At 71.0% G+C, this 20,523-nt stretch carries 18 protein-coding genes and 1 pseudogene; 1 reads left to right on the top strand and 18 read right to left on the bottom strand.

Going from position 1 to position 20,523, the window contains the following annotated elements:
- Positions 1-544: 544 nt before the first annotated feature.
- Positions 545-670, bottom strand: a pseudogene (locus ACZ4E1_RS38930) (IS5/IS1182 family transposase); the annotation flags it as partial.
- 1,337 nt (positions 671-2,007) lie between these two features.
- Here ACZ4E1_RS38930 and ACZ4E1_RS38935 point away from each other — a divergent pair.
- The gene (locus tag ACZ4E1_RS38935) at positions 2,008-2,436 is read left to right on the top strand and encodes a helicase associated domain-containing protein (protein ID WP_467548532.1); all 429 of its coding nucleotides are present in this window, start codon (positions 2,008-2,010) and stop codon (positions 2,434-2,436) included.
- Positions 2,437-2,585: 149 nt separating this feature from the next.
- Here the strand turns inward: ACZ4E1_RS38935 and ACZ4E1_RS38940 are convergent, their stop codons facing one another.
- The 17 genes from ACZ4E1_RS38940 to ACZ4E1_RS39020 form a co-directional block, all read right to left on the bottom strand.
- Complete coding sequence (locus ACZ4E1_RS38940; protein ID WP_360859832.1) at positions 2,586-3,173, bottom strand: DsbA family oxidoreductase; 588 nt, start codon at positions 3,171-3,173, stop codon at positions 2,586-2,588.
- Positions 3,170-4,495, bottom strand: coding sequence for a nucleotide disphospho-sugar-binding domain-containing protein (locus ACZ4E1_RS38945; protein ID WP_467548535.1), 1,326 nt, complete (start codon positions 4,493-4,495; stop codon positions 3,170-3,172). The genes ACZ4E1_RS38940 and ACZ4E1_RS38945 overlap by 4 nt, the downstream gene beginning before the upstream one ends.
- A 25-nt stretch (positions 4,496-4,520) precedes the next feature.
- Complete coding sequence (locus ACZ4E1_RS38950) at positions 4,521-5,669, bottom strand: nucleotide disphospho-sugar-binding domain-containing protein (RefSeq protein WP_467548537.1); 1,149 nt, start codon at positions 5,667-5,669, stop codon at positions 4,521-4,523.
- A gap of 41 nt (positions 5,670-5,710) precedes the next feature.
- Positions 5,711-6,586 (bottom strand): SCO6745 family protein, encoded by an 876-nt coding sequence (locus ACZ4E1_RS38955; RefSeq protein ID WP_360859842.1) that lies wholly within the window; start codon positions 6,584-6,586, stop codon positions 5,711-5,713.
- 99 nt (positions 6,587-6,685) lie between these two features.
- A complete protein-coding gene (locus ACZ4E1_RS38960; protein WP_360859845.1) occupies positions 6,686-7,279 on the bottom strand; it encodes an NADPH-dependent FMN reductase in 594 nt (197 codons plus the stop codon).
- A gap of 67 nt (positions 7,280-7,346) precedes the next feature.
- A complete protein-coding gene (locus tag ACZ4E1_RS38965; protein WP_360859847.1) occupies positions 7,347-8,405 on the bottom strand; it encodes a ketoacyl-ACP synthase III family protein in 1,059 nt (352 codons plus the stop codon).
- Between the two features lie 52 nt (positions 8,406-8,457).
- Complete coding sequence (locus ACZ4E1_RS38970; protein ID WP_360859986.1) at positions 8,458-9,924, bottom strand: MDR family MFS transporter; 1,467 nt, start codon at positions 9,922-9,924, stop codon at positions 8,458-8,460.
- 145 nt (positions 9,925-10,069) lie between these two features.
- Entirely contained in the window at positions 10,070-10,615 is a 546-nt protein-coding gene (locus tag ACZ4E1_RS38975; protein WP_467548540.1) for a nuclear transport factor 2 family protein, read from the bottom strand.
- 173 nt (positions 10,616-10,788) lie between these two features.
- Positions 10,789-11,808 carry an alpha/beta hydrolase gene (locus tag ACZ4E1_RS38980; RefSeq protein WP_360859850.1) on the bottom strand — a complete coding sequence of 340 codons (1,020 nt, stop codon included), beginning with the start codon at positions 11,806-11,808 and terminating at the stop codon, positions 10,789-10,791.
- Positions 11,809-11,997: 189 nt separating this feature from the next.
- Positions 11,998-12,969: a Gfo/Idh/MocA family protein gene (locus ACZ4E1_RS38985; RefSeq protein ID WP_467548543.1), complete on the bottom strand. Its 972-nt coding sequence runs from the start codon at positions 12,967-12,969 to the stop codon at positions 11,998-12,000.
- The gene (locus tag ACZ4E1_RS38990) at positions 12,966-14,348 is read right to left on the bottom strand and encodes an NDP-hexose 2,3-dehydratase family protein (RefSeq protein ID WP_467548545.1); all 1,383 of its coding nucleotides are present in this window, start codon (positions 14,346-14,348) and stop codon (positions 12,966-12,968) included. The genes ACZ4E1_RS38985 and ACZ4E1_RS38990 overlap by 4 nt, the downstream gene beginning before the upstream one ends.
- Positions 14,345-15,649, bottom strand: coding sequence for a lipopolysaccharide biosynthesis protein RfbH (gene rfbH / locus ACZ4E1_RS38995; protein ID WP_360859861.1), 1,305 nt, complete (start codon positions 15,647-15,649; stop codon positions 14,345-14,347). The genes ACZ4E1_RS38990 and rfbH overlap by 4 nt, the downstream gene beginning before the upstream one ends.
- A gap of 43 nt (positions 15,650-15,692) precedes the next feature.
- Positions 15,693-16,616, bottom strand: coding sequence for an NAD-dependent epimerase/dehydratase family protein (locus ACZ4E1_RS39000; RefSeq protein ID WP_467548547.1), 924 nt, complete (start codon positions 16,614-16,616; stop codon positions 15,693-15,695).
- Positions 16,613-17,593, bottom strand: coding sequence for a dTDP-glucose 4,6-dehydratase (gene rfbB, locus ACZ4E1_RS39005; protein WP_467548549.1), 981 nt, complete (start codon positions 17,591-17,593; stop codon positions 16,613-16,615). The genes ACZ4E1_RS39000 and rfbB overlap by 4 nt, the downstream gene beginning before the upstream one ends.
- Positions 17,590-18,657: a glucose-1-phosphate thymidylyltransferase gene (locus ACZ4E1_RS39010; protein WP_360859870.1), complete on the bottom strand. Its 1,068-nt coding sequence runs from the start codon at positions 18,655-18,657 to the stop codon at positions 17,590-17,592. Before ACZ4E1_RS39010 ends, rfbB begins: the two co-directional genes overlap by 4 nt.
- Positions 18,654-18,899: an acyl-CoA carboxylase subunit epsilon gene (locus ACZ4E1_RS39015; protein WP_360859873.1), complete on the bottom strand. Its 246-nt coding sequence runs from the start codon at positions 18,897-18,899 to the stop codon at positions 18,654-18,656. The genes ACZ4E1_RS39010 and ACZ4E1_RS39015 overlap by 4 nt, the downstream gene beginning before the upstream one ends.
- A 41-nt stretch (positions 18,900-18,940) precedes the next feature.
- Positions 18,941-20,503 carry an acyl-CoA carboxylase subunit beta gene (locus ACZ4E1_RS39020; protein WP_467548552.1) on the bottom strand — a complete coding sequence of 521 codons (1,563 nt, stop codon included), beginning with the start codon at positions 20,501-20,503 and terminating at the stop codon, positions 18,941-18,943.
- Positions 20,504-20,523: the final 20 nt, after the last annotated feature.

Consider the following 20,523-nt stretch of genomic DNA (forward strand, 5'->3'; position numbering starts at 1 on the left):
GCGCGCGGTCTGCTCCGCAGACACGACGCGCCGCCACTACGTGGCGGAAAGACGGCAACGCTCCGCGTTGCCCGCTGGAGGGCTCCGCCCTCCAGCGCGGCCGGCTCCGCCGGCCGGTGCGGACAACTCCGTTGTCCGGGGCTCGAATTGCTCCGCAATTCGGCCTGCGGTAATTCGCGGAGCGAATTACCGGGCTGGCTGCTGGGCGCTCTGGCGAGTCGGTTGTGACGGGCCGTCAAGAGCGGTGGCGGGGTTGCGCTGGGGCGTGGATCCGGGGGTTGAGGCTTCGGATCAGCCCTCGCGCGGATCGGTGTGTCAAACTTTCTAGCAAGGCAGATTAGAATCTGACTGCACATTACCTGCCCCGGTGAGCGTGAAGTCAGAAGACGCTCAGGTTACGCCTTTAGTGCTTGGGTCAGCTTTTCTTGGTTTCGGAACGAATCGGCTAGCTGTCCTCAGTAGATTTAGCAGAGTTTCCGTCGTAGGAGAGAAAAATTGCCGACAGGGTTACAGGTACTGAGCCGTTTTCAACCTCATGCTGAAACGCCTGCTGACCGGCGGAGACTTTGCGCCAGCGGGAGCCCACCTCGCGCCGTCGGCGGGTGAGGCGCTCTGCGAGGACGCGCACGGTCCGTGTAGACAGATCGATCGCCGACGGGTAAACCAGCACGCGAAGCTCTTTGTAGCGTGGGTTGATCTTGGTCGACGATCCTCCTATCAGGAGCTTCGCCATCTTTCGGTACCAGGGCGCCCAACTGCCGCCCCAGCCTTGGGCCGGCGGCCAGCCGCCGGGGAGTGGGGAACCATGCCGCCAAAGAAATCACGCCTGCTGGTGGACCCGAGGCTGGTCATACTCGCCATCGGGGTGGCCATTGGCGCCCCCGGGACTGTGGCCTTCAAGCAGATAGGCGTTGTGGAGCGTCTCGCATGGGGGACAGTCGGGATGCTGGCCTGGTGGTACCTGTGGCGGTGCGCGAAGGAGACGTGGGCACGTCGGCGAAGGAACGTAGACCCCGACGAAACAGGTACCTCCGGCACCGCGTAAGGCGCCTGCCGGAATCAGCGTAGACACAGGCGGCCACTGAACTCATCGTCGTGGATGCCATACCAGCCCTTCACCACACCTCAGCGCGAGGTCGGAAAAGGCTCACTGAGACCCTGCACCACCAATGCAGGTGAACTCCCCTCCTGGGTACAGGACTTCGACACAGCGACGGTGATCGGCACATACGCGTCCGTCGCAGTCCTCCAGCGGGCGCACGCGGCCAACCTCGCACTCCCCCACCCGCTGACCACCACAAACACCTCAATGGGGGAGAAGTCTGCACCCAACCGACCAAACATCGCCAAACCCCAACTATCAGCACACATGGAGGGTGCAAGGTCAAGCTCGTGGGCAACAGGAGGAACAGTCCGATACGTCTGGGGCGGAGGGTAGTTGACGGTCACTGATGGAGGTGTGTGAGTCGCGGTGGAGATGATTGAAGCTCTAGTTACAGATAAGAACGTTTTCACGCGAAACCTTGTCTGACCTGTGGGAACTCGAAGTGGTTTGTTCTAGATCCTCAGAACAAACCACTCGCTGGTGTTCTGAGGATCTAGAACAAACGCAGTCGTTCCTGACGGTTCGTCACCTCCGTTGGGCGGGTTGTTTGTTCTGGACTTCCAGAACAAACCGGTTTACCCAGTGCTTCCGTTCAGCTCTCTCGTTGATCTTTCGCAGGAGGGCGTCTCCATGAACCAGCTGCCGATCGTCCGGCCCGGCGAGCGCGTTGTCGCGCGGTCGGACGGCAAGGGCGGGCTGATCCTGGGAGTGGAGAAGAGCAGAACGAACTGAGACCAGGAGCAGTTCAGCTGGGGACAGGCGGCACGGCGGGCGCTGGCCGTCTACGAACAGATGCTCGACCGGTGAGCAGGGGTGGGCCGGTGCGTACGGGTGGGGCAGGTGAAAGGCGGAGGACGGGGCGCCTGGAGCGGGAGCGGGCCCGTGAGCTCGACCAGCTGGGGATGGTGTGGTCCCACCAGGACCTCGCCTTCGAAGAAGGCCTCGCAGCCGCGCGGAAATGGGCGAGCGAGCACGGGCACTTCCTGCCACCGGTGGGGGCGGTGTGGAACGGCTACCCCGTCGGGAACTGGGCCAAGGCACAGCGGGCAGCAGCAAAGCTCGCTGACGAGCTCGAGGCCCGCCGCGCAGCGGGCGAGCCGGTCGGCTCGGAGGCCGGGGCGCTGGCTGAGTCCGGCGGGAGGCGTTGGAGGAGATCGATGCTGAGTGGTGCCCGACCGCGTGGGACAGCGCCTGGCAACGCAACTTCCGGCTCGTACGCATCCACACAGCCGGCGGCGGCACCGTGCCGACCGAGGCCGGCGAGACTCGTTCGGCCAGTTCCACAATCCCGAGCATCTGACGCGCGGAGTCCGCGTCCCGCACGCCCTTGATCGCCGCCTGCGTGCCCAGCAGCGAGCCGCCCAGCGCACCCACCAAGCCGATGCCTGGTGTGAGAACGTCGCCCACCCCGGATCGATGGCCCGCTCATGCCCGGGTGATGCCACTCAGCAGCGTGTGCGGCGTGGGCGAAGGCCCTGTGTCAGGTCGTCAGGGCCGCCGTCAGCGTCTGCTCGCTCTGCGAACCGCTGAGCACCTTGCCGTTCTCGAAGAAGAAGACGGGTACGCCGGTGATGCCGAGGGAGCGCACCCGGGCCAGTTCGGCCTCCAGTTCGGCGCGTCCGGTGTCGTCGAAGGTGACGCCGGTCTCGTCGGCGAGGCGGGCGAGGACGGCCGGGTCGCCGATGTCGAGGCCTTCGGTGAAGTGGGCCCGGAACAGCCGCTCGGCCATGGGTTCCTGACGTCCCTGGGCGCCGGCAAGGGCGAGCAGCCGGTGGCTCTCGAACGTGTTGGTGGCGAGGGCCCGTTCGTAGTCCAGGGTGAGTCCGTCGCCGCGGGCCTCGGTCGCCATCCACTCGATGCTCTCGCGCACGCCCTGCCCGAGGTGCCGCTCCAGGGCCTCGATCAGCGGGGTGGCCGTGCCCGAGGCGTGGGGTGCGAGCTGGAACGGCAGGAAGGAGATGGTGATCTCCTCTCCCTTGGCGCGCAGTGTGCCGGCCGCCCGGTACAGGCGGGTCACGGCGACGTAGGAGTGGGCGCAGGCGATGTCGATGACTACCTGGACGTTCACGGGGTCTCCTTGGTGAGGGGCTGGTCCGGCCGGGCCGCCAGACGTTCGAGGGTGGGCACGAGTTCGGCGGGGGTGGGTGCGCTGAGGGTGTCCTGGTGCAGGCGGTGCGCGCCCTGTCTGGCCCAGGGGTGGCACAGCACCTGTTGCAGCTTCTCGCGCAGTGCGTCCGGGGTGAGTTCGGCCGGCGGCAGGACGAGGCCGGCGCCGCGCTCGGCGATGTAGCGCGCCTGGCTGATCTCGTCCCAGCGCTCGTTGGGCACGATGACCTGCGGTACGCGGTGGGCCACCGCGGCGGCCACGGTGCCGGCGCCGCCGTGGTGGACGATCGCGGCGCAGCTGGGCAGGACGGCGTTGAGCGGCAGGTAGTCGATGACGCGTACGTTGTCGGGGAGCCGGCCGACCTGGGCCAGCTGGTCGGCGTTGAGGGTCGCGACGAGTTCGATGTCGAGCCCTTCGGCCGCGGCGATCAGGTCGGCGACGGACACGTCGGTGCGGCCGAAGCGCACCAGGGGGCGGCTGGTCTGGCCCAGGGTGAGGCAGACGCGCGGCGACCGAGGGGGCTGGACCAGCCAGGGCGGGAGCACGGTGGAGCCGTTGTAGGGGACCGCGCGCACGGGCAGGTACGTCAGGCCGGGAAGGTCGTGGCGGGCGCGTCGTCCCGTGCGCAGGATGTCCACGGTCCACTGGCCGAGCAGGATCTCCTCGGTGTAGTCGAGGCCGTGGCGGCGCAGCAGCGGGTCCATCCAGGTGATGAGCGGGTCGTGCGCGGGGTCGGTGCCGGTGCGGGCGCAGTCGGCGAGGGACAGGGCCCTGATGTGCGCGACGTTGTCGTTGCCGAAGAGCACCCGTCCGTGGGCGACGCCGGCGGCTCTGGCCGCCATCGCCGCGGGGAAGCACAGGGGGTCCCACAGGACGAGGTCGGGTTCCGTGTCGCGTACGAGGTCGACGAGGTGGTCCACGACGGGGCGGCCGCCGTCGGCGGGGGCGTCCAGCGCGTAGTTCATCGCCCACTGGAAGGCCATGCCGGCGCGGGTGGTCCGCCAGTCGTCGAGGTGCTCGGGGTCCACCGCGAGGGCGTCGGGGGCGAGTTCGGGGTGCTGTCCGGACAGGCGGGCCCGTCCCATGGGCAGCAGGTCCTCCCGCACCCCGAGCGGGACGACGGTGAGGCCGGCCCCGGCGGCCATCTCGGTCATGTCGGGTTTCAGGAGCCCGGGTTGGGTGGCGACGGTCACGGTGTGTCCGGCGGACTGCAGGGCCCAGGCCAGCGGTACGAGGGGATACAGGTGGGACGCGAGGGGGAAGGCGGCGATCAGTACGCGCATGGTTCGGTCCGTTCCGGCCGGGGGGTCAGGGCTGTCTGCGAAGCTGTTCCAGGGCCGCGACGACGGTCGACGGCAGGGGCATCCCGGCGATCTCGTCGGCCAGGTTCCGGGCGGCGGCGCGGTAGGCCGGCTCGCCGACGATGTGGCCGGCGGCCTTGGCGATGGTGCGGGGCGCGTCCTCGTCCTCGCCGAGCACGACGGCGCCGCCGCGGTCGGCAAGGCGGTGGGCGGCGGCGGCGAAGTTGGCGGCCTTCGGCACGATCACCTGCGGTACGCCCGCGTTGGCGGCGGTCAGTGCGGTGACTCCGCCGCCGTGGTGGACGATCACGTCGCAGGTGGGGGCGAGCACGTCGAGCGGGACCCAGCCGATGCGTGCGCCGGTGGTCTCCTGGCGCAGTCCCTGGGCGGCCTTCTCCGGTGCGGCCACGACGAGTTCGGCGCCGAGCGCGGCGAACTCCTCGACCATGGCGCGCAGGAACGTGTAGTTGCGGTCGACCTCCTGTCCGCTGGCGACCCGGCTGCCGGAGGTCAGGCAGATGCGCGGCCGGTCGCCCTTGGTGTACATCCAGGGCTCCAGCTGCCGCTGGGCGTTGCCGGGGGTCCAGCGCATCGGCTGGATCGGCAGGTCGTGGTCGGGGCGGACGGACGGCGGGCTGATGTCGATGAACAGGTCGGGCGCGGGCAGTGCGGTCAGCCCCGCCGCGGCGAGTTCCGGCGCCAGTTCGTCCTCGGCTCCGGCGTCCATCGCCGCGTACTCCATGGCGTCCCACGCGTGTCGTACGCAGGGCACGCCGAGGCGGGTGGCCAGCAGCGGGGCCGCGTAGGACAGGGTGCCGCCGACGACGAGGTCGGGGTGCCAGGCGGCGGACAGCTCGTCGAGCGAGGGCAGGCTGTCGACGGCCATCCGGGCGAACCAGCCGCCTGTGTGGTGCATCTGGGCGGCGGGGGTGGTGGGTACGGGGACGGGGTTCCCGGCGCGGTCCCGCAGGAGGAAGTCGGGGATGGTCTTGGCGGTGACGGGGACGGCGGGCAGGCCGACTCCGGTGATGACCGGGGTCATCTCCTGCGTGGCCGCCATGATCACTTCGTGTCCGGCCTGGCGTGCGGCCGTGGCCAGGGGTGCGAGCGCGAACACGGTGGCCGAGCTGGCCCCCGCGATGAAGAGGATGCGCATGTCGGGTCGTCTCTCCTGGTGGGTCCGGGTCGGTGTGCGGGTCAGCCGCGCCGTGCGGGGGCGAACAGGTCGACGAGGAACGGCGGGAAGGCGCCGCCGGCAGCCGCCGCGGCGACGAACTCCCCCGCGAGTCGCGTGAGTTCGGCCGCGCCGTCGGCGCCGAGGTGCTCGTAGGGCGCGCGGTCGCGCCGGTCTGTGTCGTGCTCCAGGTCCTCGCGCAGGGTGCGGCCCTGTCCGGTGAGGCGGCCGTCGGCGTCCAGGAGTCCGCGCTCGTTCAGGCGCCGCTCGGCGGCCGTCCAGTCCCCCTCGGTCCAGCCCCGCTTGGTCATCACCACGTCGCGCGGCATGCCGGTGTCACTGGCGCTGTGCGAGACGAGCGCCTCGATGCCGTCCAGGTCCGCGGCGGTCAGTGCCCCGATGTGGCTGTCGCCGCGGTGTTCGCGCAGCAGGGTGGCCGCGTGCCACAGGGCGAGGTGCGGCTCCTCGGGCACCGGCTGGTCGGCGAGGGCGGCGTACAGGGTCCGCCCGTGGCGGGTGCCGCCCTCCGTGGCGCGCAGCGCCAGCAGCGCGGCCCGGCGCATCGCGGAGGAGCCGATCGCCTCGGGGCCGAGGACGCGGCGCAGGGTGAGGTCGGCGGCGCGGGTCCGGGCGGCCGTCGCCTCCTCGGGCGTGATGCGCTGCCACAGGGCGGGCAGGTGCCCGCCGATCATGTCGTGCCGGAAGCTGTAGAACGCGGCGGTGACGACGCCGGGGCCGACCGGCCCGAGTGCGGCGGCGCGGCCGGCCAGGTAGCAGGCCATGGGGTCGGTCACGCCGAACGCCGCCATCTCCCCGTCGTGGTCCGGGCTGAAGTAGACCGTGGAGTGGATGGTGTTGAGCACGCTCTGGCACTGCCGTACGGGCAGCTGCGTGGGCATGAGCGGGGTCCTCCTGACGGGGTGGGGTGCGGGCGGACACTGCGACGGCCGGCCCGTGGGTCCGGGCCGGCCGTCGAGAGGGTGTGGGCCGCCGGCGGGTCAGGCCTGGTAGGGGCGGGTGGCGCGGGCGTACCGCAGGGTCTCGCCCCACCAGGACAGCTGGTCGAGCAGGCCCTTGGCGGCGGCCTCGCTGCCCTCGGGGCTGACCGCCTCGCCGTCCTCGTGGAAGCTGGTCCAGGCGTTGTGGAAGCTGAGCATGTCGCGCACCGTGATGGCGTGCAGCTCGGCGAAGATCTGCCGCAGGTGCTCCGCGGCGCGCAGGCCGCCGCCCATGCCGCCGTAGGAGATCAGGCCGACGGGCTTGGCCTCCCACGGCGCCTTGTACCAGTTGATCGTGTTGGCCAGGGCGGGCGCGACGGTGTGGTTGTACTCGGGCGTGACGACGACGAAGGCGTCGGCCGCGCCGAGGCGCTCGCCGAGCGCGGCGTGGATCTCGGCGGTCCGCGCGTCGGGCTTCTGCCCGAACGACGGCATGACCAGCGGCAGCGGGAACTCGGCGAGGTCGATGAGGTCGACGTCGAGGTCGGTCCGCTGCTCGGCCTGGCCGGCGAACCACCGGGCGACGGTCGGGCCGAACCGGCCGTCCCTGACACTGCCGATGATGACGGCCAGCTTGAGGGGGGCGTTGCTCATGGGTTTCCTTCCTACGGCGCACGGTGCGTGCGCCTGGTGTGTGGGGGTGCGTGCGGGGTCGGGCGGTTCAGGCCGACGGAGACCAGTCGGGCTCGGCGGTGATCTCCAGGACGGCGCAGCCGAAGGTGAATCCGCTGCCGAGGCCGCACAGGGCGATCCGGTCGCCGATGTGCACCCGGCGGGTCTCGAAGAGGTGGGCGAGGGCGGCCAGTTGGTCGCCGGCGCCGATGTGGCCGACGTCGCGGCCCCAGTCCCAGCAGGTGCGGGAGAAGCCGATGCCCTGTTCGGTGAGGCGGAACATGCGGTCGGCGGCCTGCCGGCCGAGGTTCGGCAGCACCAGGACCTCAAGGTCGTCGAGGCTCGTCTTGGCGTCGGCCAGCGCGATCCGCAGGGCTTCCGCGTTGCCGCCGAGCAGGGTCTGCGAGACGGCGTGCCCGGGCTGCGCGTCGGTGCGCAGGTACCCCTCCTTGCGGGCGCGCAGGTCGACGGGCCAGCCGGCCTCGCCGGGGGTCGTCGTCCACTGCTGGCCGGCCCGGTGGATCTCCTCGTGCGTGGCGTCGCCGACCAGGGACGTCGACAGGACGCGGGCGACGCCGTGGCCGCGGGTCACCAGCATGGCCGCGCTGCCGTCGGCGCGGACCGTGCCCTGGTCGGAGCGGTAGCGGTCGAAGACGGGCAGGGGGTAGGTGTCGCCGGTGGTGATCAGCACCGCCGACGACGACGCGGCCGAAGTGACGTGTGCGGCGGCCAGGTTGAGGGCGACGAGCGCGCCGTTGGAGGCCTGCTTCACCTCGAAGGCGGCGGCGCGCCCGCCGACGGTCCGGTTCTGTATGTAGGCGGCGGGGCTCCAGTGGTCGATGCCCTGGAAGCCGACGCTCGCGTGCATGAGCAGTTCCACGTCGGCGCCGGTGCGGCCGGAGCGCTCCATCGCGAGGCGGCCCGCGGCCACGGCCATGTCGGCGGGGTTCTGTCCGTCGGCCGCGACGCTGATGTGGGCGTAGTCCTGAAGCTCGGCCTCCCGCGCGTCGCAGCGCCCTTGGCGGACGGCGTCGGCGACGCTCTCGGGCGGGGCGAGGGATGCCGCCGCCGCGGAGATGTAGACGTCACTCCACTGCACTTGCTTCACCTGTCCAGGGTTGGGGGACAAAGGAGGGGATCGGGGGTGCGCGGCCGGGTGCTCAGTCCGTGCTCGCGTTGTGCTTGGCGAGCGGGGCGGCCGGTCGGGTCGCCTGGGGCGTGTTCCCGTCCGCGAGGGGGACGTCCTTGAGGAACCAGGCGGTGACGAAGCCGGCGGCGGCGATCACCGCGGCCAGGACGAAGGCCTTGTGCGAGCCGCTGACCACGGCGTGGGTGTAGGTCGAGCGGGCGGCCTCGGACATGCGGGCCAGCGAGGCGGCGTCCAGTTGGGCGTGCGCTCCGTTCGCCCCGGTGTCGATGGAGGAGGTGAACACGGTGCCCATCACGGCGACGCCGAAGGCACCGCCGATGGTGCGGATGAGGGTGGCGGTGGAGGAGGCCACGCCGAGGTCGCGCGCCTCCACGTTGTTCTGCGAGACGAGCAGCGTGGTGCGGGTGATGAACCCGGCGCCGGCGCCGTAGACCACCATGTACAGCGAGGAGGTGACTGCGGAGGTGCCGGCTCCCATCAGGGCGAACAGGGCGAGGCCGATGGTCATCAGGGCGGTGCCGATCAGTACGTAGCGACTGAAGCGACCGCTTTCCGTGATCCGTCGGCCGCCGATCATGCCGACGGCCGTCATCGCGATGACCACCGGGAGCAGCAGCAGGCCGGAGTCGGTGGCCGAGGCGCCCTGGACGCTCTGCTGGAACACCGGCAGGTAGGTCATCGCGCCGAACATGACGAAGCCGGCGAAGAAGCCGACCCCTGTGATCAGGGAGAAGTTGGAGCTGCGGAACACCCGCAGCGGGATGACCGGTTCGGCGGCCCGGCGCTCGGCCGCCACGAACGCGGCGAGGGCGAGCGCCCCGAGGACGGCCAGCCCGACGATGGGCGCCGAGGCCCAGGCGTAGCGCGTTCCGCCCCAGGTGGACAGCAGGACGAGGGAGACGATGCTGACGGTCAGCAGTGCGGCCCCGAGGTAGTCGATCCTGGCCTTGGCCCGCTTCTTGGGCAGCTTGAGCACGAGCGCCAGGGTGATCAGGACGACGATGCCGATGGGTACGTTGATGTAGAAGGCCCAGCGCCAGCCGAGGTGGTCGGTGATCACGCCGCCGACGAGGGGTCCGGCGACCATGGAGACGCCCATGACCGTGGCCAGCATGCCTTGGTAGCGGCCGCGTTCCCGCATGGGGATGAGGTCGCCGATGGTGGCGAGGGCGCCGACCATGAGGCCGCCGCCGCCCAGGCCCTGCAGGGCGCGCAGGGCGATCAGCTGGCCCATGTCCTGGGACATCCCGGCGAGCGCTGAGCCGGCCAGGAAGATGACCACGGACGTGAGGAAGATGCCCTTGCGTCCGTACATGTCGCCGAGCTTGCCCCAGATCGGCGTGGAGGCCGCGGTGGTGAGGGTGTAGGCGGTGACGACCCACGACAGGTGGTCGAGGCCGCCGAGGTCGGCGACGATCGTCGGCATCGCGGTGCCGACGATCAGGCCGTCGAGCATCGCCAGCACCATGGCGGTCATGAGGGCTGCCAGGATCCAGTACAGCTGCCGTACGGGAGGCTTCACTTCATTCGTCGTCACACCGTTCTCCAAGGTGGGGGGGTGGATCCGTCGCTTCAACACCGACGCTCCACCCTCAAGTGCGCTTGAGGTCAAGCACGCGTGTTCACATCACCGGGGTGCCGTCCGGTCCGGGACCGTCGGCCCAGACGAGACGGAAGCCCCACTCGCGCAGCCGCCAGCCGTGCCGGGTGCGCACGGCCTCGCCGCTGTAGTAGCCGCCGATGTCGAACAGCGGGCCGATCCGGTCCGCCTGCCCGGGCAGCGGCGCGTGGACATGGGTGGCGACCACGTGCATCCGCACCCGTGCCGTGTCGCCGGCCAGGGCGATGTCGTGACTGGCGCCCACGTGCAGCGTCCGGTCGAACCTGACCTTGGCCGCGTGGTGGAATTCGGCGACCTTCTCGATGCCTTTCACCGTGCCGATCGGAAAATGCATCCGAACGTCCTCGGTGAATATCGTGGACGGCCAGCTGCTGTCGAATCCGTTCTCGTCCTGGATATCGAGGAGAACGATATAACGATCGATGAGCCGGCTGATTTCGGCACGATCGCTCAACTCGCGCACCGTGCTCTGCAGCTCCTCTATCTCTGCGGCGAACCGCCGGAGGGGGAGCGCGACATCTTGCTGGCCTTTTTCGGCTACACCCATCCCGAATAACTCCCTTGACATTGGGTTCAGCTGGTCAGGAGTCACGCGGAATCAACTATGCCCCCCTCATTCCGCACCCGTTGACCCTTCCAGGATCCCGGAGTCGGCAACCCGTATCAATAGCGGCCATTACAGAGCTCTGTCATTTTTCGAGGAACTACGTCAGAGAAGTGTCAGACGGTGCGCGTCAGTCGATTCCCCGGAAGATGCAGCGGTCGGGGACCTCCTGCTCCTCCCCCGCCAGCAGCGCCGGCCGTGTCCCGTCCTCTTCCTGCCGTGCTTGCGTGTCCATCGTTCCTCCCGGTGACGTTGACGGTGGGCGGTGCTGCCTGCGTGCGCACGAGACAGTCCTCCAGAAAGCCGATGGCCCTCAGGTGGTAACTGCGCGCCGCCCAGCCGAGGCTGATGTTGTGGCCCGCGTTCGGCTGGTGGTCGACGCTCACGTCGGCCGCGGACAGCGGGCGGCGCAGTTCGGCGAGGGCGTCCTCGTCGAACTCCCACCACCTCTCCTGCTCCGCGAACGTGAAGCGGACCGGCACGGTGACGAACGCCGCGATGCCCGGGTACAGGTCCGGCCACAGCGGCCCCTGATGGGACTCGTGCAGCGGCACGGGCGAGATCAGGTCGCGGGCGAGCCGGAAGGCGTCGGGCGGGTAGAGGCGCAGCGAGCCCCAGTGCCGGCGCCAGTCGCCGTGCCCGTCGAGGCCGGGCAGCTGGTGCGGGCCGACGGCGAGCCGGCTGCCGAGACCGGAGATGTCGAGGCCCAGCAGCGCGCCGCCCTCGTCGGCCGCCGCGGCGGCCAGGGCGAGCTTGCCCCCGTTGGAGTGTGCGAGCAGGAAGAAGCCCGCTCCCACGTCGTGCCTCTCGGCGAAGGCGGCCAGGATCCCGTGCAGGGTGGTGGCCTGGTCGGTGACCGTCTGGCCGTCCGGCAGGTGCTCGGCGGAGCGCCCGTAGCCGGGCCGGTCGACGGCCAGCACGGTGTAGCCGAGCTGCGCCCCGAGGGCCAGCAGGGACAGTCCGGGGCGGGCGCGGCTGTCGAAGTAGGCGGCGCTCATGCCGCCGCCGTGGATCGCGACGACGACCGCCCGGGGTGCTCCGGCCGGCTCGGCGAGCAGCGCCGAGTACGGGATGCCGTCCACGTCGAGGACGAGTTCGCTTACCTCCGGAGCACCGGAAGTGCGGGGATCGGTCATGAGGTCCAGGCTCCTGGGTGCTCAAGGGCCGGGTGGTGGTGCGGCCGTGCCGGTCAGCGCGGTCTGCGCAGCGGCGCGGCGGCGGCCACGCTCCAGGCGATACGTCGGCGTACGAGTTCGTGGATCGGGGCGCACGCTCCGGTGCTCCGGGTCCCGGCCTTCGGCCGGGCCGGCTGCGCCCTGGCGGTGTCAGCCACGGCGCACCGCCGCCGAGGCACCGATGTCGCGGACCAGGCGGGCCTGGTGCAGGGTGTCGTCGTCGCCGCGCGCCCTGTCGGCCACCGACCGGACGAACGACCTTACGGCCGCGGCGACTTGGTCGGCGGCGGGCAGGACTTCCGTCCGTGTTCCGGAGCGGAGCTCGACGCGTGCCTGCGGCCGGTGGCCGGCGGGGGGTGTGAAGGCCCGGTCGACGGTGATGCGTCCGGCGCTCCCCCACAGCAGGTAGCGCGAGCTGTAGCCGTGGTCGAGGCCGAACGTGAGGTGGGCCGTGACCCCGTCGGGGCGCCTGAGCAGCGCGGAGCCCGCGGTGTCCACGGTGTGTCCGGCGGTGCCGTGCAGCGTGGCGCCGACGACGTCCAGCTCGGGGCCGAGGAAGTGCAGCGCCGCGCGGACCGGGTAGACGCCGGTGTCGAGGAGGGCGCCGCCGCCGAGCCCGGCGTCGTATCGGATGTCGGTGCCGGGCAGCTTCGGGATCGCGAACTCGGCCTGGAAGGAGCGCAGTTCACCGATCAGGCCGTCGGCGACCCATTGCCGTACCGTCGCGTGCTGCGGGTGGTGGACGAACAGCACGTTCTCGGTGAGGACCAGGTGCGACTCGGCGGCCAGGGCGAGCAGGTCGCGGGTGCGTTCCAGGTCCGTGGTGAGCGGCTTCTCCGCGAGGACGTGCTTGCCCGCGCGCAGCGCGGCCTCGGTCCAGGTGGCGTGCAGCGCGGCGGGCAGCGGGATGTAGACCGCGTCCACGTCGGAGCGCTCGAGCAGCGCGGCGTAGCCGTGCACCGGGCGGGTGCCGAAACGCTCGGCGGCCTCGCGGGCCCGTGCCGCGTCCCGGCTGGCGACAGCAGCGATCTCGACGCCGTCGGCCGCGGCCATGGCGGGCAGCATGCGGCGCAGCGCGATGTCCGCGCAGCCCAGGACTCCGATCCTCAGGGGTGGTCTCACGCCGGGGTCCGCATCGCGTTGAGGCAGGCCAGCAGGGTGCGGGCCTGCACGTTGACGTAGTGCCCGTGCCGGACGAGCGAGGTGAGCTGGGCGGGCGTGACCCAGCGGTAGCCGGGCGGCGCGTCCAGCGGTGCCGTGTCCTCGTCGGCCTCGACGATCAGGTAGCGGCTCTCGGCGTTGAGGAACCGGCCGCCCTCCTCGGCGTGCACGGCCGCGTAGCGGATCCGGTCGGCGGGCGCGTCGAGGACGAGGTCGAGGAACGGCGGCCGGTCCCCGCCGTGCAGGTGGGCGTAGTTGCCCGGGGTGTACTGGACGGTGGGGCCGAGCTCCGTCGTGTCGAGGAACCCGGCCTCGACGCGCGCGTGCGCCAGGACGTGCGGTACGCCGTCGAAGGTGCGGGTCAGGAAGGCGGCGACACCGAGTCCGACCGGCTCGAACAGGGGCTGCGTCCAGCCGGTGACCTCGCGGCTGCCGGCCTCGACGCGGACGGCGACGACGTCGAAGTAGCGGCCGTCGCGGTGGCTGACGGTGTGCTCGTCCTGCGTCCAGCCGGGCAGGTCCTTCAGCGGGACACGCTGGACGGCCAGGTCGTGGCGGGCCCGCTCGGCGGTGAACCAGGACAGCAGCTCGGTGTCCGAGTGCAGGGCCGCGTCCGTGTCGTCCGGGAACGGCGCGCAGGCGAGCACCGTGCGCGCGTCCATGTTCACCACGTTGTCGCGGCGCAGGAGCTGACCGATCTGGCCGAGGGTCAGCCAGACGAAGTCGTCGTGCAGGGGCACCTCGCCCCGCGCCTCGACGATCATGTTGCGGTTGCTCTTGTGCAGGAACCAGGAGCCGTGTTCGGACTGGAGCGCGTCGGCGAGGACGCGGCCGCGGTCCGATTGCACGAAGTACTCGATGTACTTCACGTCGGCGCCCTTGTGCACCTTGGTGTAGTTGCTGCGGGTGGCCTGCACGGTCGGCGACAGCTGGAGCAGGTTGGGGTTGCCCGGCTCCATCTTGGCCTGCATCAGGAAGTGCAGGACGCCGTCGAACTCCTTGACGACGATGCCGAGTATCCCGACCTCGGGCTGCTTGATGACCGGCTGGTGCCAGGTCGCGTCGTCCGCGCCGACCCGCAGGCCCTCCACGGAGAAGAAGCGGCCGCTGGCGTGGACGAGATTGCCGGTGCCCTCCTCGAAGGACCAGCCCTCGAGCTCGCCGAACGGGATCTTCTCGACGGCGAAGCGGTGCGCGCGGCGGCGGCCGTCCAGCCACGGCGTGACCTCCTCGGTGCGCAGGTGCGCTCCGGTGGTGGCGGCGGCCGAGCGGGCGATCCGGGCGGGCAGGCCGGGGTCGTGGCGGGCGGTGAGAAGCGTCTCGGCGGCGGGCGCGGTCACGAGTTGGCCTCCACGAATTCCTTCACCGAGGCGATCATGTAGTCGAGCATCTCGTCGGTCAGCCCCGGGTAGACGCCGATCCAGAAGGTCTGCTCGGTGATGATGTCGCTGTTGGCGAGGTCGCCCACGATGCGGTGCGGCTGGTCGTGGTAGGCCGGGTGGCGGGTCAGGTTGCCGGCGAACAGGCGGCGGGTGCCGATCTTGCGGTCCTCCAGGAAGTCGACCAGCGCGGCCCGGCTGAACGGCGCGTCCGGCTCGACGGTGAGCACGAAGCCGAACCAGCTGGGGTCGCTGTTCTCGGTGGCCCGCGGCAGGATCAGGTGCGGCACGTCGGCCAGACCGTCGCGCAGCCGCTGCCAGTTGGCCTTACGGGCCTCGATGAAGCCGTCGAGCTTGCCCAGCTGGGTCAGGCCGAGCGCGGCCTGCAGGTCGGTCGCCTTCAGGTTGTATCCGACGTGCGAGAAAATGTACTTGTGGTCGTAGCCGGCCGGCAGCGTGCCCATCTGGTACTTGAACCGCTTGAGGCACTTGTTGGACTCGCCCGGCTCGCACCAGCAGTCCCGGCCCCAGTCGCGCAGCGACTCCACGATCCGCGCGAGGGCCAGGTTCGAGGTGAGGACGCAGCCGCCCTCGCCCATCGTCAGGTGGTGCGCCGGGTAGAAGCTGACCGTCGTCAGGTCGCCGAAGGTGCCGGTGAGCTTGCCGTCGTAGAGCGCGCCGACGGCGTCGCAGTTGTCCTCGATGAGGAACAGGTCGTGGTCCTCGGCGAGCTGGGCTATCTCCGCGACCTCGAAGGGGTTGCCGAGCGCATGGGCGATGATGATGGCCCGGGTCCTGGGGCCGATGGCCTGGGCGACCCGGTCGGCGGTCGTGTTGTAGGTGCCCAGGTCGACGTCGACGAAGACCGGCACGAGGCCGTTCTGCAGGATCGGGTTGACGGTGGTCGGGAATCCGGCGGCCACCGTGATGACCTCGTCGCCGGGGCGCAGCCGCCGGTCCTCCAGCAGGTGCGAGGTCAGCGCCGTCGTCGCCAGCAGGTTCGCGGACGAGCCCGAGTTCGTCAGATGCGCCTTGCGCCGTTTCAGGCGCCGCGCGAACCGGGACTCGAACTGGCGCGAGCTGCGGCCCGCCGCGATCCGCATCTCCAGGGCCGCCTCGACCAGGGCGACCCGGTCGTCCTCCTCGAGGACCGCGCCGGAGGGCCAGATCTCCGTCACCCCGGGCACGAAGACACCGTCGGGCCGGGTGTCCTGGTGGTACTTGCGGACCTCGTCGAGTACGAGTTCCTTGTGGACGCTCATCGTTGACTTCCTGACTTGTGAGGCGGGAAAAGGGTTTCGGGGCTCACACGGAGGCGAGCAGGTCGCGCAGGGACGCGTCGAGGCCGCGTCGGGGCCGCCAGCCCAGCAGGCACCGGGCGAGGGTGATGTCGGCCTGCTGCCAGTCGGCGGCGGAGCGGACCGGGTCGGCGGGGGCCTGTTCGACGAGCCGGACGGTGAGGCCGCTCAGCTCGATCATCCGGTCCACCAGCCGCCGGGCGGCTACGGCCTCGCCGCGGGCCACGTTGAAGACCCGGCCCGCGGTCCCGGGCCTCGGCTCGGCCGCGGCGACGACGGCATCGGCGACATCCCGTACGTCGACGAAGTCCCGGCGGGCCCGCAGCGGGGCCAGCCGCAGCTCGCCGACGGGCCGGCGCCGCTCGGCCTGGCGGGCGAGGTGGGAGGCCACCTTCCCCGGCAGGCTCTGCTCCGGCGCGCCCGGGCCGCACGCGTTGGTGACCCGGACCACGACGGCGTCGAGGCCGTCGCGGGCCGCGGCCAGGACCTGCTCGGTGCCGCGGAGTTTGGTGCGGCCGTACGTGCCGACGGGGGCCGGCGCACGGTCCTCGGTGATCAAGGTGCCCTCGGGCACCGGGCCGTACTCGTGGACGCTGCCGACCTGGACGAGGCGCGGAGCCGTCGGCAGGGCCGGCAGCACGCCGACGAGACGGCGCACGAACGTGTCGTTGAGCGCGCGCATCCGCTCCTCGTCGGCCTGCCACACGGTGCCCGCCGCGTTGACCACGACGTCGGGCCGGTGCGCCGCGAGGAACGCGGCGAGCTCTCCCGGACCGGCCGCGGTCAGGTCGAGGGCGGCGCGGCCGGGCGCGCCGCCGGGCGGTGCGCTGCGCGAGACGCGCAGCACCCGGTCGCCGGCCTCCTCGAAGGCGCCGGCGACGTGCCGGCCCAGGAAGCCGGTGGCGCCCAGGACCACGACCGAGCGGTTCACGTCCGGGCCGTCCGGTCCTTGGCCGCCTTCCACCAGTACGGGTTGTCCTGGTACCAGGCGACGGTCTCGGCCAGGCCCCGGGCGAAGTCGACGCGCGGTGCGTAGCCCAGCTCGTCGCGGATCTTGGACTCGTCGAGCGAGTAGCGCAGGTCGTGCCCCTTGCGGTCGGCGACGTGCCGGACCTGCGACCAGTCCGCGTCGCACAGCCCCAGCAGGCGCTCGGTGATGTCCCGGTTGGTCTGCTCGTTGCCGCCGCCGACGTTGTACACCTCGCCGGCCCGGCCGCCGGCCAGGACCAGCTGGACGGCCCGGCAGTGGTCGTCGACGTGCAGCCATTCGCGGATGTTGCGGCCATCGCCGTACAGCGGCAGCGGGGTGCCCTCCAGCAGGTTGGTCACGAACAGCGGGATGAGCTTCTCGGGGTGCTGGTAGGGCCCGTAGTTGTTGGAGCAGCGGGTGATCGACAGGTCCAGTCCGTGGGTGCGCCAGTACGACCGGGCGATCAGGTCGGCGGACGCCTTGGACGCGGCGTAGGGCGAGTTGGGCCGCAGCGGCCACTGCTCGGTCCACGAGCCCTCGTCGATGGTGCCGTACACCTCGTCGGTGGAGACGTGCACGATCCGGGCGATGCCGGTGCGCAGGCAGGCCTCCAGGAGGGTCTGGGTGCCGCCCACGTTGGTGAGGACGAAGTCGGCGGCGGAGGCGACGGACCGGTCGACGTGCGACTCGGCCGCGAAGTGCACGACCGCGTCGTGTCCGGGCAGCAGGTCGAGCAGCAGGTCCAGGTCGCAGACGTCGCCCTGGACGAAGGTGAGCCGCTCGTGCGCGGCGGGCAGGTTGTCGCGGTTCCCGGCGTAGGTCATCTTGTCGAGGACGGTGACGTGGGCGTCCTCGTAGCCCGGGTAGCCGCCGTCGAGCAGGGTGCGTGTGTAGTGCGAGCCGATGAACCCGGCGCCGCCCGTGACCAGGATCTTCATGCCGCCACCTCGATCTGTGTGTGGTCGCCGACGACCAGCCGGTGATGGGAACTGCCCACGTCCGCGGGGCCGATGCTGGCCATCCGGCCGATGAGGGAGCCGTGCAGGCCCCGTACGTCGGTGACGGTGGCGCCGTCCAGGGCGATGGAGGAGGCCAGGTGGGTGCGGCGCAGCACGCAGTCGCGGCCCACGGAGGTGTACGGGCCGATGTGGCTGTGCTCGACGAGGGTGCCGGCCGCGATGACGGCCGGGCCCTCGATGCGCGAGCCGACGACGCGGGCGCCCTCCTCGACGACGACCGGCCCGATCAGGACGGAGGCCTCGTCGACGTCGCCGCGCACCGCCGGTACGAGGCTCTCCAGGAGCTTGCGGTTGCAGTCGAGGACGTCGTCGGCGCGGCCGGTGTCCTTCCAGTAGCCGTCGTACACGCTGGCCTTGACGTCGGTGCCGTGCTCGACGAGCCACTGAATCGCGTCGGTGATCTCCAGTTCGCCCCGGGCGCTCGGGGCGATCGAGGCGACCGCCTCGTGGATGGCGGGCGTGAAGAAGTACACGCCGATCAGGGCGAGGTCGCTGCGCGGCCGCTCGGGCTTCTCGACGAGCCGCTCCACGCGTCCGTCGGCGTCCAGCTCGGCGACGCCGAAGGCGCGCGGGTCGGCGACCTTGTGCACGACGATCTGGGCGGCGGGGCGCCGGCGGGTGAACTCGCGGGCGATGTCCGCGACGCCGTCGGGCAGCATGTTGTCGCCCAGGTACATCACGAAGTCGTCGTCGCCGAGGAACTCGCGGGCCAGCGTCACACAGTGCGCGAGGCCCAGCGGCAGGTCCTGGCGGATGTAGGTGACCTTCAGGCCGAGCCGGGAGCCGTCCCCGATCACCGCCTCGATCTGGGCGGCGCGGTCGCCGACGATGATGCCGACCTCGTCGACGCCCACCTCCCGCAGGTTGTCGAGGACGTGCTCGAGGACCGGCTTGTTGGCTATCGGAATGAGCTGTTTGGGCATGGAGTAGCTGAAGGGGCGCAGACGGGTCCCGGACCCGCCCGACAACACCAGTGCCTTCATGACAGTTGATCCTTTCGCCCCATGACGGGGGTTTGCCAGCTGCGGGCATCGCGGTGCCCGGACATGCGGTCGGGGCGGCGCCAGGCGGCGAGCGGGTGGTCGGGCCCGAGTGCCACGTCGTTCTCCTGGCCGCTGCCGCGCGTGGCGATCAGGGCCACGGTGATCGCGGCCAGTTCCTCCGGGGTGGGGGCTCCCTTCTCGACCCGGATGAGCTCGGCCGGTGCACAGGCGGGGACGGTCACGTGGGACTCCTTCACTGCGGGCGGGGTCACTGCGGGCGGGTTCACTGCGGCGGATTGCCGTGCTTGCGCGAGGGCAGTTCGGCGTGCTTGGCGCGCAGCATCTCCAACGAGCGGATCAGCACGGAGCGGGTCTCGCGCGGGTCGATGACGTCGTCGATCAGCCCGCGCTCGGCCGCGTAGTAGGGGTGCATGAGCTCGTCCTTGTACTCCTGGATGCGCTCGGCGCGCACGGCCTCCGGGTCGTCCGCGGCGTTGATCTCGCGCCGGAACACGACGTTGGCGGCGCCCTCGGCGCCCATCACGGCGATCTCGTTGGTGGGCCAGGCAAGCGCGAGGTCGGCGCCGATGGAGCGGGAGTCCATGACGATGTAGGCGCCGCCGTACGCCTTGCGGACGACGAGGGAGATGCGCGGCACGGTGGCGTTGCAGTAGGCGTACAGGAGTTTGGCACCGCGCCGGATGACGCCGTTGTGCTCCTGGTCGACGCCGGGCAGGAAGCCGGGCACGTCGACGAGGGTGATCAGCGGGATGTTGAACGCGTCGCAGAACTGGACGAAGCGCGCGCCCTTCTCGGAGGCCTCGATGTCCAGGACGCCGGCCATGGCGGCGGGCTGGTTGGCGACGATGCCGACGACGTGCCCGTCGAGGCGGCTGAACGCGCACACGAGGTTGGGCGCCCAGGCCGAGTGCACCTCGAAGTACTCGCCGTCGTCGACGACCTCCTCGATGACCTTGCGCATGTCGTACGCCTGGCCGGGGTCGGCCGGGACCAGGTCGATCAGCGCCTCGTTGAGCCGGTCGGCCGGGTCGCCGGTGCGCTCCACCGGGGACAGTTCGCGGTTGTTGGCGGGCAGCAGCGACAGCAGGTAGCGCACGTCCTCGATGCAGTGCTCCTCGTCGTCGTACGCGAAGTGCGCGACGCCCGAGGTGCCGGCGTGCACGTCGGCGCCGCCCAGGCCGTTCTGGGTGATCTCCTCGCCGGTCACGGCCTTGACGACGTCGGGTCCGGTGATGAACATCTGCGAGGTCTCGCGGACCATGAAGACGAAGTCCGTGAGGGCGGGGCTGTAGGCGGCGCCGCCCGCGCACGGGCCGAGCATCACGCTGATCTGCGGGATGACGCCCGAGGCCTTGGTGTTGCGCTGGAAGATGCCGCCGTAGCCGGCGAGCGCGGTGACGCCCTCCTGGATGCGGGCGCCCGCGCCGTCGTTGAGGGAGACCAGGGGGGCTCCGGCGGCCTCGGCCAGGTCCATGATCTTGTGGATCTTCTGGGCGTGCGCCTCACCGAGCGCGCCGCCGAAGATGCGGAAGTCATGGGCGTAGACGAAGACGGTGCGGCCGTGGACGGTGCCCCAGCCGGTCACGACGCCGTCGCTGTGCGGCTTCCTGAACTCCAGGCCGAAGCCGGTGGCGCGGTGCCGGCGCAGGGTCTCGACCTCGTTGAACGAGCCCTTGTCGAGCAGGAGCTGGACGCGCTCGTGCGCGGTGAGCTTGCCCTTGGCGTGCTGGCGTTCGGTGGCGGCGGCGTCTCCGGCGCGCGCCGTCTCCTTGAGCTGCGTCAGCTCCTCGACCCGGGCCCGTATCGTCGTCTCGCTCGCGGACATGGTGTTCCCCACTCTCCTTG

It is taken from the genome of Streptomyces sp. NPDC025806, assembly GCF_055558275.1.